Annotated in this window: 10 protein-coding genes and 3 tRNA genes; 10 read left to right on the forward strand and 3 right to left on the reverse strand. The window is 55.6% G+C overall.

Features of this window, described 5'->3' with window-relative positions; all coding sequences use genetic code 11:
- The first annotated feature begins 194 nt into the window (after positions 1-194).
- Together lptF and lptG are read left to right on the forward strand one after the other, a co-directional pair.
- Positions 195-1,298: an LPS export ABC transporter permease LptF gene (lptF, locus tag M8010_RS15095; RefSeq protein WP_250093105.1), complete on the forward strand. Its 1,104-nt coding sequence runs from the start codon at positions 195-197 to the stop codon at positions 1,296-1,298.
- Positions 1,291-2,352 carry an LPS export ABC transporter permease LptG gene (gene lptG / locus M8010_RS15100; RefSeq protein WP_250093115.1) on the forward strand — a complete coding sequence of 354 codons (1,062 nt, stop codon included), beginning with the start codon at positions 1,291-1,293 and terminating at the stop codon, positions 2,350-2,352. Before lptF ends, lptG begins: the two co-directional genes overlap by 8 nt.
- Here the strand turns inward: lptG and M8010_RS15105 are convergent, their stop codons facing one another.
- On the reverse strand, positions 2,353-2,889 hold the full coding sequence (locus tag M8010_RS15105; RefSeq protein ID WP_250093117.1) for an RDD family protein: 537 nt from the start codon (positions 2,887-2,889) through the stop codon (positions 2,353-2,355).
- A 130-nt stretch (positions 2,890-3,019) separates the two neighbouring features.
- On the opposite strand from M8010_RS15105, the gene alaS reads away from it, so the two are divergent.
- From alaS to M8010_RS15135, 6 genes are all read left to right on the forward strand, one after another.
- Positions 3,020-5,650, forward strand: a complete 2,631-nt coding sequence (gene alaS / locus M8010_RS15110) for an alanine--tRNA ligase (protein WP_250093122.1) — start codon at positions 3,020-3,022, stop codon at positions 5,648-5,650.
- A 102-nt stretch (positions 5,651-5,752) separates the two neighbouring features.
- Positions 5,753-6,988: an aspartate kinase gene (locus tag M8010_RS15115; protein WP_250093134.1), complete on the forward strand. Its 1,236-nt coding sequence runs from the start codon at positions 5,753-5,755 to the stop codon at positions 6,986-6,988.
- A 185-nt stretch (positions 6,989-7,173) separates the two neighbouring features.
- The gene (gene csrA, locus M8010_RS15120; protein WP_008172808.1) at positions 7,174-7,371 is read left to right on the forward strand and encodes a carbon storage regulator CsrA; all 198 of its coding nucleotides are present in this window, start codon (positions 7,174-7,176) and stop codon (positions 7,369-7,371) included.
- Between the two features lie 125 nt (positions 7,372-7,496).
- Positions 7,497-7,586 (forward strand) — tRNA-Ser (locus M8010_RS15125).
- Positions 7,587-7,639: 53 nt separating this feature from the next.
- Positions 7,640-7,716 (forward strand) — tRNA-Arg (locus tag M8010_RS15130).
- 26 nt (positions 7,717-7,742) lie between these two features.
- A tRNA-Arg gene (locus tag M8010_RS15135) sits at positions 7,743-7,819 on the forward strand.
- A gap of 294 nt (positions 7,820-8,113) precedes the next feature.
- Here the strand turns inward: M8010_RS15135 and M8010_RS15140 are convergent.
- Positions 8,114-9,970: a HAMP domain-containing methyl-accepting chemotaxis protein gene (locus M8010_RS15140; RefSeq protein ID WP_250093142.1), complete on the reverse strand. Its 1,857-nt coding sequence runs from the start codon at positions 9,968-9,970 to the stop codon at positions 8,114-8,116.
- A 244-nt stretch (positions 9,971-10,214) separates the two neighbouring features.
- On the reverse strand, positions 10,215-10,751 hold the full coding sequence (locus M8010_RS15145) for a DUF2058 domain-containing protein (protein ID WP_250093149.1): 537 nt from the start codon (positions 10,749-10,751) through the stop codon (positions 10,215-10,217).
- Positions 10,752-10,856: 105 nt separating this feature from the next.
- On the opposite strand from M8010_RS15145, the gene dbpA reads away from it, so the two are divergent.
- Together dbpA and M8010_RS15155 are read left to right on the forward strand one after the other, a co-directional pair.
- Positions 10,857-12,230, forward strand: a complete 1,374-nt coding sequence (gene dbpA, locus M8010_RS15150; RefSeq protein WP_250093161.1) for an ATP-dependent RNA helicase DbpA — start codon at positions 10,857-10,859, stop codon at positions 12,228-12,230.
- Positions 12,231-12,443: 213 nt separating this feature from the next.
- On the forward strand, positions 12,444-12,698 hold the full coding sequence (locus M8010_RS15155) for an OadG family protein (RefSeq protein WP_250093166.1): 255 nt from the start codon (positions 12,444-12,446) through the stop codon (positions 12,696-12,698).
- The last annotated feature ends 39 nt before the right edge of the window (positions 12,699-12,737 follow it).

Genomic DNA, 12,737 nt, shown 5'->3' on the forward strand with positions numbered 1-12,737 from the left:
GAGGACAGACCCGGACTCGGGTTTGCTGTCCGAATGCCTATAGCATTGGGGTTCGGGGGCAAATTATCAAGCGCTGACAGCTTGTTAACGCCTTTGTAAAGCCGGTGCTCTGTCATTCGGCTCCAAGGTTACTTAGAATACGGCGAACTCCGAATTCCATCGACTCCGGTCGCGTCCGGCTCTGAGAGACCGAATTGAGCATCGTTTTCCGATACCTTACCCGCCAGGTGATTATCAGCATGCTTGCCGTTTCCGGCATTTTGCTGATGGTGTTCATGAGTGGCCGGTTTATCAAGTATCTGGCCGATGCCGCTGCCGGCGAACTGGCCGGTGATGTGTTGTTCCAGATTATGGCCTACCGCTTCCCGGGGTTTCTGGAGCTGATCCTGCCGCTGGGCCTTTTCATCGGTATACTGCTGGCTTACGGGCGCATGTACCTGGAAAGTGAAATGACAGTGCTGTCTGCCTGTGGTATCAGCGACAAGCAGTTACTGGGTAAAACCCTGATTGGCAGTATTCCGGTGATGCTGACGGTCGGGCTCATGAGTCTTTATGTATCGCCCTGGGGCATGAAACAGGTCGAAGGCATTTTCAATGAGCAGCGCCAGGCGACGGAATTCGAAATGCTCGCGCCCGGGCGTTTTCAATCGCTGTCTTCCGGTGATCGTGTTACCTACACGGAAGGGTTGAGTGACGACAAGCGACGGCTTGAAGGCGTTTTTATTGCCGAGTACAACAAGAATGGCAAAGGCCTGTCGATTATCACCGCCCGCGAAGGTTCCCAACTGGTTGATGAGGAGACCGGCAGCCGGTTTCTGGTTCTCGAGGAGGGTGCCCGCTTCGAGGGGGTTCCCGGTCGTCTTGATTACGATGTGACCGGTTTCGATGCTTACGGACTGAAAATTCGCAGTGGTAACGCCCGGGACAAAGAGCTGGAAGAAGGGCTGAGCACGTCGGATTTGATGGTGTCCGATAACCCGGAACACCGTGCGATGCTGCACTGGCGTTTTACACTGCCGCTGATTGTGCCGATTGTGACCTTGTTGGCGGTTCGGCTCAGCCGGGTGAATCCGCGCCAGGGACGTTTCTTTCATTTGCTTCCGGCAATGCTGGTTTATATTACCTACCTGGGCCTGCTTATTGTGGCTCGTGACGCCCTTGAAAACGGGAAGGTTCCAGAGTGGGTTGGCCTGCTCTGGGTTCACGCAATCTTCCTGGCACTGGGTTTGTGGCTGCAATTCGGCCCCGCCTGGCTGTACCGGCGGCGCCTGATTCGGGAGGGTCGAACCCGTGCGTAAGATCGACCGATATGTAATGAGCACCGTCGGCGGCGCCATGTTCCTGGTGATGCTGGTGGTACTGTCGCTGGATCTGATTTTTGCGTTTATCGCCGAGCTGGATGACGCCGAAAACAACTATCAGATGCTGCAGGCACTGACGTTTGTATTTATGACCTTGCCCCGCCGCATTTACGACTATTTGCCGCTCGGCGCGTTTATGGGGTGCCTGGTCGGGCTTGGGGCTATGGCGAGCTCTTCCGAGCTGACAGTGATTCGTGCTGCTGGCGTTTCCCTGAAGCGTATCGTCTGGTCGGCGATGAAACCGGCCCTGGTGATTGTGTTGATTGGTGTGTTGATAGGCGAATACGTCGCGCCCCCGGCAGAGCGGATGGCCCAGAGCCAGAAGGCGATGGCCCAGGGTGCGGGCGAGAACGTTGCGTCGGCTTCCGGTATCTGGCATCGGGAGGGCGAGGTGTTCATGCACCTTAACGCCGTTCAGCCCAATGGTGTGCTGCATGGGATATCGCTGTTTCGTTTTGATAATGAACGCTGGCTGGTGTCTGTCAGTTTTGCTCAAAGAGGCATTTATCAGGGCGACTACTGGCTGTTGGAAAACGTTACCACCACCACTCTGACTGACGACAAAGCCACCCAGGAGAAACACCAGGCACTACGCTGGGAAACCGGATTGTCTCCGGATGTGCTCAGTGTGCTGATAGTAAAACCGGAAGACCTGTCCATTTCCGGCCTTTATACCTATGCCAGCTATCTGGGTGAGCAGGGGTTGAACGCCGCGAATTACTGGCTGGCGTTCTGGAAAAAAGTACTCATGCCTTTGGGCACAGCGGTGATGGTTCTGGTGGCGATTTCGTTCGTGTTTGGTCCGCTGAGATCGGTCACCATGGGCTTTCGGGTGTTCACCGGCCTGATTGTGGGGCTACTGTTCAAGTACATGCAGGACCTTTTGGGGCCCATGAGTCTGGTTTTCGGTTTCAATCCGGCGCTGGCCATTGTGCTGCCGATCGCCATTAATGCGGCAGTCGGTGCGGTTCTTATGAGAAGGGCTGGGTAGCTATTTTTTGGGTGCCTTGGGCACTGCTGCCACGATGCTACCGGATGCGCGATCGGTCAGGGACAGGCCGTTTATGGGATAGAACAGCGCGATAATGGCCGGGATAGTGACGAATAAAGTGGCAGCGTTGAGATAATAGGCTCCCAGCAAGGCTACGAACAGAATTGCGGCTGCGGCCGTGTATCGCTTCAGTGCCTGCGTCCAGGAAACGGACGTGCCATCCAGATTTTCAATACGGATGCGCCAAACCTGCATGCCCAGCGTCTGGCCGTTTCTGGTCCAGAAATATCCGAAAAACAGGTACAGGGTCAGGAACAACACAAACGTAAGCGCCGGGTCTGCGCCAAGGCTGCCGGCCTCGGCCATTTCCTCGTACTTGTCCCAGCCGGTTATCCAGCCTGCCACAAGGGTGTACGCCCAGGTGGTTACCAACAGCACCGCAATACTGATCAGGGCATCATAGACCACAGCCATGAGACGCTTGATAAACGCGGCGGGGGGTAACAGTTCCTCAGCACTATGAAAGCGGCGGGGCATGGGGTCTCCTGTGATGTTTCACGTTTTTCCTGTTCTCGGCGTGTGCTAGAGTAGCGGATTTGCACGCGCATGTAAGTATGTGTCTTTAAACGTGGACCCGCACGGGTTTATAGAAGGGTATCAAAGGGCTATGAAAACCGCAGAGTTGCGACAGGCATTTCTCGATTACTTCAAACAGCAAGGCCACACCATCGTATCAAGCAGTTCCCTGGTGCCGGCAGACGATCCGACTTTGTTGTTTACGAATGCGGGAATGAACCAGTTCAAGGATGTGTTCCTTGGCCGCGAAGAGCGCGACTACAGCCGGGCGACTACCTCGCAGAAGTGCGTGCGGGCGGGCGGCAAGCACAACGACCTGGAAAATGTGGGCTACACCGCACGTCACCACACGTTTTTCGAAATGCTGGGTAACTTCAGCTTTGGTGATTACTTCAAGCGCGAAGCCATCAACTTTGCCTGGACGTTCCTGACCGGTGATGACTGGCTCAAACTGCCGAAAGATAAACTCTGGGTGACGGTTTACGCCTCTGACGACGAAGCATTCGATATCTGGAACAAGGAAATCGGTGTTCCGGCTGATCGCATCGTGCGTATTGGCGACAACAAGGGCGCCCCGTACGCATCCGACAACTTCTGGCAGATGGGCGACACCGGGCCTTGCGGCCCCTGTACCGAAATCTTCTACGACCACGGCCCGGACGTTGCCGGTGGCCCTCCAGGCAGCCCCGAGGAAGACGGTGACCGCTACATAGAGATCTGGAACGTGGTGTTCATGCAGTACAACCGTCAGGCGGACGGTGAAATGTTGCCGCTGCCCAAGCCGTCAGTGGATACCGGCATGGGGCTTGAGCGTATTACCGCCGTGCTGCAGGGGGTTCATAGTAACTATGAGATCGACCTGATGCAGGATCTGCTGAACGCAGCTTCTGACATTCTCGGCGGTGTCGACACCACTGAAGCTTCACTGCGGGTGGTGGCAGACCACATCCGCTCCTGTGCCTTCCTGATTGCCGACGGCGTGATGCCGTCCAATGAAGGCCGTGGCTTTGTGCTGCGCAGGATCATTCGCCGTGCAGCGCGCCACGGCAATAAACTGGGTGCAACCCGGGCGTTTTTCTACAAGTTGACTGGCGCCCTGGTTGAACTAATGGGCGATGCCTACCCGCAACTGGTCAGCAGCCGCAAGCAGATTGAAAAGGTGTTGCTGCAGGAAGAAGAGCAGTTCGCAAAGACCCTCGATAAAGGCCTGCGCCTGCTGGAGCAGGATATTGCGGAACTCAAGGGGACCGAAATCCCCGGTGAAACCATTTTCACCCTGTATGACACCTACGGTTTCCCGGTTGATCTGACCAACGACATCGCCCGTGAACGTGGTCTGACCCTGGACTACGAAGGCTACGAGAAGGCCATGGAGCGCCAGCGTGAGCGCGCCCGTGCTGCCAGTAAGTTCGGCATCGATTACAACGCCGCCGGGCTGAATATTGAGGGCTCCACCGAGTTTACCGGTTACGAACATATCGACGGCCACGAAACCATTCGCACAGTCATTGTGGATGGCAAGGAGGCCAATGCCCAGGCAGGGGATGAGGCGGTAGTGGTGCTGGAACGCACGCCTTTCTATGCGGAATCCGGCGGTCAGGTGGGTGACACCGGCCTGCTGACCTGGAGCGGTGGTCGTTTCAAGGTAACCGATACCCGGAAAGAGGGCAGCAACCATCTTCACATAGGAACTGTGATTGAGGGTGAGCTGTTCCCTGGCCTGGAAGTGGATGCGCGCATCGACCACGCTCGCCGCGAGCGAACCAAGAAAAACCATTCGGCAACGCACCTGATGCATGCCGCGCTTCGCAATGTACTTGGTGAGCACGTGTCCCAGAAAGGCTCACTGGTGGACCCGGACAAGCTGCGCTTCGACTTTTCCCACTTCGAGCCGGTAACACCGGAACAGTTGCGGGAAATCGAACGTCAGGTCAACCAGCAGATACTGGACAACACCCCGGTACAGACCGAAATTACCGATATGGAGCAGGCCCAGGCCAAGGGCGCCATTGCCCTGTTTGGTGAAAAGTACGGCGATACCGTGCGGGTACTGAGCATGGGTTCCGATGATTATTCGGTAGAGCTCTGTGGTGGTACCCATGTGGGTCGTACCGGTGATATCGGCCTGTTCCGCATTACCTCGGAAAGTGGCATTTCTTCCGGTGTCCGCCGGATCGAGGCGGTGACCGGTTTTGGTGCTCTGGAATGGGTGGAAGAAACCGAGCAAACACTGCGCGAGGCCGCAAAACTGGTGAAGGGCTCCCGTGAATCGTTGGTGGAAAAAGTTCAGCAAACCCTGGACCGTAACCGCCAGTTGGAAAAAGACGTCAGTGCGCTCCAGGCGAAGCTGGCCAGTTCTGCCGGAACCGACCTGGCCAGTTCTGCTGTTGAGGTCGGTGGTCTGAAGGTGGTTGCTTCGGAAATGGAAGGTGCCGACCGCAAGGCACTGATGGAAACCGCAGACCAGCTCAAAAACAAGCTGGGCGAGGGTGTCGTGGTGCTTGCCAGTGTTGAGGACGGCAAGGTCACGCTGGTGGCCGGTGTGACCAAGTCCGCTACTGACAGGATCAAGGCGGGTGATCTGATGAAGCACCTGGCGGCGCAGGTTGACGGCAAAGGCGGGGGGCGCCCCGACATGGCCCAGGGCGGCGGTAACGATCCCTCGAAGCTGGCGGATGCGCTGGCTGGAGTTCCGGCCTGGGTAGAGAAAAATATTGCTTAACTAACTGTTTTGGAAACGGGCGGGCGTTTATACTCTTGCCCGTTTGATCGTCTGAGGCAGGCCCTGTCCTGCCATTTGTCCACGTTTGGTATCGGGAAAACAATGGCGCTCTTGGTTCAGAAATTTGGTGGTACGTCGGTAGGCACCACCGAAAGAATTGAAGCGGTTGCTGAAAAAGTCAGCCGTTTTCGCAAAGAAGGTCATGACGTGGTGGTTGTGGTCTCTGCCATGAGTGGTGAGACCAATCGCCTGATCGGGCTGGCCAACGAAATCATGGAAGAACCTACGCCCCGGGAAATGGATGTGCTGGTCTCTACCGGAGAGCAGGTCACGATCGCCCTGTTGTCCATGGCACTGCAGAAGCGTGGCTGCGATGCCCGCTCCTACACAGGTGCGCAGGTGCGGATTCTGACTGACAGCAGCCACACCAAGGCGCGCATCAAACAGATTGATGAGCAGCGCATGAGGGAAGACCTCGATGCCGGCCGCGTGGTTGTGGTTGCGGGCTTTCAGGGTATAGATGAGAACGGCAGCATCACCACCCTGGGGCGTGGCGGGTCTGATACCACCGCGGTTGCCCTTGCTGCCGCATTGAAGGCTGATGAATGTCAGATCTACACTGATGTGGATGGTGTTTACACCACCGACCCAAGGGTCGTTGACAGTGCGCGCCGGCTCGAGCGGATCACCTTCGAAGAAATGATCGAAATGGCCAGCCTGGGTTCGAAAGTTCTTCAGATTCGCGCGGTGGAATTTGCAGGTAAATACAATGTTCCTTTAAGGGTTCTTTCCAGCTTCCAGGAAGGCGAAGGCACCCTGATTACTCTTGAGGATGAAAGCGCCATGGAACAACCGGTCGTCTCCGGCATAGCCTTTAACCGTGATGAAGCCAAGCTGACGATTTCCGGTGTGCCAGACACACCGGGTAGTGCTTTACGTATACTGCAGCCAGTCAGTGATGCCAATATTGAAGTCGATATGATCGTGCAGAACGTCGGCGCCGATAACCGCACTGACTTTACCTTCACCGTGCATCGCAATGACTTCAAGCGTGCCCAGGCTGTTCTGCAGAGGGTGTCTGATGAGCTGGGGGCCAGAGAGGTCAGCGGTGACAGCAAGATCGCGAAGGTCAGCATCGTAGGTGTAGGTATGCGTTCTCATGCTGGAGTTGCAACTAAAATGTTTGCGGCGCTGTCCAACGAGGGCATCAATATTCTGATGATCTCCACGTCCGAGATTAAAATCTCTGTGGTGATCGACGAAAAATATCTTGAGCTGGCGGTTCGGGCGCTTCATAGTGCCTTCGAACTGGACACGCCCGGGGTGGAGGAAGCCTGATAGTCAGTGGGCATATTTGCCTGTTTTCTCGGGTTTTCGTTTAACAAGGGAATCATTTGCAGGCTTCTGCCCTTGCAAGTGCGTATAAGTGATTATGCGTGTTTTGAGCAGCAAGTGATCCCACTATAAAAGTAAGCAGTATACATTTGTCGGAACAGGTAGCTCTGGATAAGGGAGTAAAGGAAATGTTGATTTTGACCCGCCGTGTTGGCGAGACCCTGATGGTCGGTGATGACATTACTGTAACCGTGCTTGGGGTGAAGGGGAACCAGGTACGAATTGGTGTCAATGCCCCGAAAGAAGTGGCGGTACACCGCGAAGAAATCTATCAGCGTATTCAGAGCGAGAAAGGCTCTGAAGAGCCGGAGCCCGGTAACAGCTGAAAGCGATGAAGCCGTTCGAGGAAAACCCGAACGGCTTTTTTGTACCCGGGAGCGCGTGGTTTGAAAAAACTCGTGTCAACCCTATGAAATCAGAAAAATTATGGTAGTATACGCCCCGTTCTCAAGGAGAGGTGGGTGAGTGGCTGAAACCAGTTCCCTGCTAAGGAACCGTACGAGCAATCGTACCGAGGGTTCGAATCCCTCCCTCTCCGCCATTTCTTTTCGGAGAATACTAAGAGAACGATACTGAATTAGGAAGGCTTGATGCGCGGCTGTAGCTCAGCTGGATAGAGTACCTGGCTACGAACCAGGCGGTCGGAGGTTCGAATCCTCCCAGCCGCGCCACTTTCGAACAGAATTCAAGGTTTCAAGCGGCTGTAGCTCAGCTGGATAGAGTACCTGGCTACGAACCAGGCGGTCGGAGGTTCGAATCCTCCCAGCCGCGCCATATCAAGATCAGAACGCCTCAGCTTGTGCACCTCACAGGTTGAGGCGTTTTGCTTTGTATAGCTGGGAGGATTTGAACCGAAAGAGGTTCGACCGAAGCAGACGCAGTGTGCTGAGGAACGTCGGAGCAACGCGACGACGGCCCCGAAAGGGTGAGGGCCGCAGGCCCGAATAATCCTCCCAGCCGCGCCATATCAAGATCAGAACGCCTCAGCTTGTGCACCTCACAGGCTGAGGCGTTCTGCTATGTAAAGTCGGGATCATTTGAACCGGGATGAATAGCGGCCAGTCAGCTTCAGAGCCTGAATCGGGAGACGAGGCTCTGAAGCTCGCTGCTAAGTCTGGCCAGCTCGTTGCTTGAGCTGGCCGTCTGATTGGAGGAAGTTGCGGACTGGTCAGTAACGTCCCGGATACGGGTAATATTCTGGCTGATTTCTTCAGCAACCGATGTCTGTTGCTCCGCTGCGGTGGCAATCTGGTTATTATACTGCTTGCTGTCTTCAACGGCCCTGGCAATACGCTCTATGGTTTTACCCGATGCCGTGGCACGTTCCAGTGTATTGGCGGCCATGGTGGTGCTTGAGCCCATTGCGGATACTGAGTTGCCCGCGCTGTTCTGCAGCGCGGTTACCAGCGTTTCGATTTCCTGGGCGGATGTCTGGGTGCGCTGAGCCAGAGAGCGAACCTCATCGGCAACCACCGCAAACCCCCGGCCCTGCTCACCGGCTCTGGCGGCCTCAATGGCTGCGTTCAGGGCCAACAGGTTGGTTTGCTCGGCAACGGACTTGATAACGTCCAGGACTGTGCCGATGTTTGCGGTTTCCTTTTGCAGTCCCTCGATCGTTGCCATGCTCTGGCTGACTTCTCTGGCGAGATTGTTGACCTGGTCGACGGTCTCCCTCACCTCGCGTTCACCATCGGTTGCCTGGTTGGCCGCATCGGTTGCCACTTCAAGAGCCTGCTCAGCGCTTTTTGCAATTTCGGCAACGGTCGCGGTCATTTCGTTCATGGCAGTCGCGACCTGATCGGTTTCCTGTTTCTGGCGATTGATGCCATCGCTGGTCTGGCTGGTTACGGTTGACAGCTCCTCGGCCGAAGCAGCGATACTGGAAGCGCCGGACTCTATGCTTCTGACCAGTTCCCGGAGGTTCGTCACCATGGTCGCGAGGGCAGCCATCAGGCGACCGATCTCATTGGTACCGGTAGCGTCTATATTGACAGCCAGGTTACCGGACGCCACCTCTGATGCAGCTGCAACCGCCTGTTTGATTGGCGAGACAATGGCCCGGGTAATTAGATAGGCCATCAAGATACCAAGCACCAAAGCGATGCCCGTGGCACCGAAGATGAGGCCGGATGCTTGCTGGCGATCAGACTCCATCTGGTCGGACTGGTGTGTCCTGAGGCGGTCTGCGGACTTGATGGCACCGCGGGCGGTGCTGACCATTTCGTCGGATAATCGGCGTTCGGAGCCGGTCAGCGTCACAACCGTCTGGAACCCTTCGACGTAGGTGTCGAGAGCTGCGTTGATCTGGGCCTTTTCTTCGTCGGTAATACTGGCGGATTTCAACGGAGCCTGGATCCTTTTGGCATCGTCGAGGTATGCCTTGACGCTGGCTTCGTCATTCTCGATAAGGAACTTTCGTTCGGATCGACGCATGTCCTCGAACATTGCCGAGGCAAAAAAAAGCGAGCTATGAGCTTTGAGGGATGACCCGAAGATCCTGGCGCTGGTTTCAAGGCGATTGAGAGCCTCTTCCCGTTCGCTGATGTTGTCCTCAACCTTTCCCATCAATTGCTGATAGTTTTTTACATCAGCCTGAATGCTGTTCAGCGTGCCGATATCCTCGTTATCGGTGAGCAAGGGTCTGATGTCGTTGGTCAGCTCGATAACCCGGTCTCCCTGCGCCCGGGTTCTTGTGACCGCGTCGGCTTCTCCGGTCAGAAGGAAATTCTTTTCCTCCACACGAGCTTCTGTAAGGCCGGTATTCACTTGCCCGAGCATGGCAACGATGTTCGACCTCTGGCTATACCTGTCCAGAGCCCGGTCACCAACGACGCCTACTATAATGGTCAGTAACAGAAGGATGGAGAACCCGCCTGCCAGCCTGGTGCGTATGGTCATGTTGGTGAAAAGTTCTGGAGCGCGCATCGTTCGTTTTCCTCGGATGTGGGATTCGCCGGCCCTGCCTTTGAATCTGCGGGGCTGGTTCAAAAGCCGGGCAGCTTTTCCGATACGCCCCGAAAAATAAAGGTGGATTTATTTGACTTATATTAAGTCGGTTTACGGCTGCGCACTCCAGAACTTTACAGTTACAGTTGATTGCTGGATGTTTTTAGCTTGATACGGAATGGTTTGGCCTACAAGTCTGCGGGTATCAGAAAAGGCCTTCTGTCTACCACATCAAATCATCCGGAATCTCATAACCCGCATAGGGGTCATCATCTCCCTGATCATCGCTTTTTCGGTCATGCAGCACCACAACAGCGCTCTCATCCCGTTCCATGACTTTCCGGGCGACGCCCTCAGCAACAATTTCGTAGGCGTCGCTCACCAACACAATGGCCAGCCGGCCCCGGGAAAGCTGGTCCACCATGGTGTCGTCCACAAAGATTTTCTTGATCTTTTTGTCATGCACGAACTGGTAGGATGTCTCACCCCGGGAGCGGTCAAGACGGTTGGTTTCCACCAGTTGCCGAATTTGCGCCTGTATGGCCTTTTTCTCGGCTTCCTTCTGGCGCTGGAGGTTCAACTGCCGGTCTTTCTCTGCCTTCTCTTCTTTTGCCTGCCGCGCTCTGACTTCGGCTTCGTTGACTTCAACGGCGCCCTTGGGTTGCTGCTTGCGTTTCTTGTGCTTCTCATTGCGAATGGCTTTGGCCTTCTTCTCATCGGCCAGGCCGGCTTTTAACAGCTGATCCTGTAGTGATGGCATTCATTGCTCCGTGACAGTTGGCTATTTCTGGTAAACTGGCACCATTATACGCCCGGAACGCACCCGGTCGAACCCATCCTTTTTTCGCTATCTCCAGGAATATATATGCCTTCATTCAACCAGCTGGGTCTTTCCCGGCCAATGCTCGCGAACCTGTCGAGGCTTGGCTTTGAAAACCCGACCCCCATCCAGGCCGGCACCTTGCCTCATGCGCTTGAGGGCAGTGATCTGATTGCCATGGCACAGACCGGCAGCGGCAAGACGGCGGCTTTCGGTATCCCCATGGTGGAGAAGCTGAAGCCGCGAAGGTTCGTAGTTCAGGGGCTGGTGCTGTGCCCAACGCGTGAACTGGCAGACCAGGTGGCCAAATCCCTGCGAGAACTGGCGGTGGCAAGGGATAACGTAAAAATACTTTCGTTGTGTGGCGGAGTTTCAATTGGCCCGCAGATAGGCTCACTCAGCCACGGCGCCCATATTGTGGTGGGAACGCCGGGGCGGATTCAGGATCATCTACGTAAGGAGACTTTAAAACTGGACCAGCTTGAAACCCTGGTTCTGGATGAAGCTGATCGGATGCTGGATATGGGCTTTCAGGAGGCCGTGGAAGACATTATCAGCCAGGCGCCGAAAAAAAGGCAGACCCTGATGTTTTCCGCCACCTGGCCGGAAAATATCCGCAAACTCAGTGAGCAATACCAGACCACTGCGGTGGATGTGAGGATTGATAGTCAGGCGGTAGAGTCCGACATTACCGAGCGGTTCTATGAGATTGCGCCGGGGCAGCAGGTTCAGGCTCTCGCAGCATTGCTGTCGATGCATCAACCTGCCTCCTGTATTGCCTTCTGCACGAGGAAGCAGCAGTGCGATGAAGTGGCCAGCGAACTGAACGGTCTGGGGTTTGCAGCCTTGCCCCTGCACGGTGACCTGGAACAGCGGGAGCGTGACAGCGTTCTGGTGCGTTTTGGCAACCAGAGCTGTTCGGTACTTGTTGCAACTGATGTTGCCGCCCGTGGGCTTGATATCAAGTCCCTGCCGTTGGTGGTGAACGTGGAGCCTGCACGCGACCCGGAAGTGCATACCCACCGGGTTGGAAGAACAGGGCGTGCAGGGGAGCAGGGCCTGGCCGTAACATTCTGCACGCCGTCTCAGGCACACAAGATCAACCGGCTGGAGGCAGAGCGCAAACAGGCAGTGGAGTGGGGAAGTACTGCAGACTTGCTGGCAACGCCTATGAAGCCGTCTGCCCCGGCGATGAAAACCCTGTGCATTGCGGGTGGCCGCAAAGACAAGGTCAGGCCGGGCGATGTCCTTGGCGCGCTTACCGGTGAGGCCGGGCTGCCGGGCAAGGTGGTCGGGAAGATTGATCTGTTTGATTTTCAGTGTTTCGTTGCCGTTGAGAAGGAATCAGCGGCAATGGCCCTGAAAAGGCTTGAACAAGGCCGCATAAAAGGCCGAAAAATGCGCGTACGCTATGCATGAATGAGAATTGCTTTTACCTTCCTGGGCCCCGTCATTATGGGCCAGGGCGCTGGGAAACTACCTATTGAAACCTGCAATTAGGTTGCTCAGCGGGTCGGAAACCGGTAAATTACGCGGGATTTTGCCCCCCGGATTGGCTGGTCTGTGGATGGTTTCCGCGGATTTGCAGGCGATACGGGAAAATCAACAACTCAATACAGGTAGCTATTCGTTATGAATGAGCTGATGTCACAAGCCATTGATCTGATGGTCGCAGGCATGGGGTTTGTCTTCGCATTCCTGATCATATTGGTGTTTGCAACCCTGCTCATGTCAAAACTGGTACTCCGGTTTGGCCCGGCTGAGCCTGAGCCTGCGCCGGCCCGAACTTCACGTGCAAAGCCTTCAGCGCCCTCGCCAGTTGATCCTGACACCGCTGAAGCGATTAAAAAAGCGATTGCACAATACCGGTCACGCCACAAGAAGTGACCTGGCAGACAGATTAGAACCTTTAAACAGAAGGCTGAC

This window comes from Marinobacter sp. ATCH36 (assembly GCF_023555055.1).
Taxonomy (GTDB): domain Bacteria; phylum Pseudomonadota; class Gammaproteobacteria; order Pseudomonadales; family Oleiphilaceae; genus Marinobacter.

What these genes read in the sequence shown, in the direction of transcription:
- M8010_RS15140 (WP_250093142.1), bottom strand. Translation starts at nt 9,970, where the DNA reads ATGCGCGCTCCAGAACTTTTCACCAACATGACCATACGCACCAGGCTG.
- alaS (WP_250093122.1), top strand. Translation starts at nt 3,020, where the DNA reads ATGAAAACCGCAGAGTTGCGACAGGCATTTCTCGATTACTTCAAACAG.
- dbpA (WP_250093161.1), top strand. Translation starts at nt 10,857, where the DNA reads ATGCCTTCATTCAACCAGCTGGGTCTTTCCCGGCCAATGCTCGCGAAC.
- M8010_RS15105 (WP_250093117.1), bottom strand. Translation starts at nt 2,889, where the DNA reads ATGCCCCGCCGCTTTCATAGTGCTGAGGAACTGTTACCCCCCGCCGCG.
- M8010_RS15115 (WP_250093134.1), top strand. Translation starts at nt 5,753, where the DNA reads ATGGCGCTCTTGGTTCAGAAATTTGGTGGTACGTCGGTAGGCACCACC.
- M8010_RS15155 (WP_250093166.1), top strand. Translation starts at nt 12,444, where the DNA reads ATGAATGAGCTGATGTCACAAGCCATTGATCTGATGGTCGCAGGCATG.
- csrA (WP_008172808.1), top strand. Translation starts at nt 7,174, where the DNA reads ATGTTGATTTTGACCCGCCGTGTTGGCGAGACCCTGATGGTCGGTGAT.
- M8010_RS15145 (WP_250093149.1), bottom strand. Translation starts at nt 10,751, where the DNA reads ATGCCATCACTACAGGATCAGCTGTTAAAAGCCGGCCTGGCCGATGAG.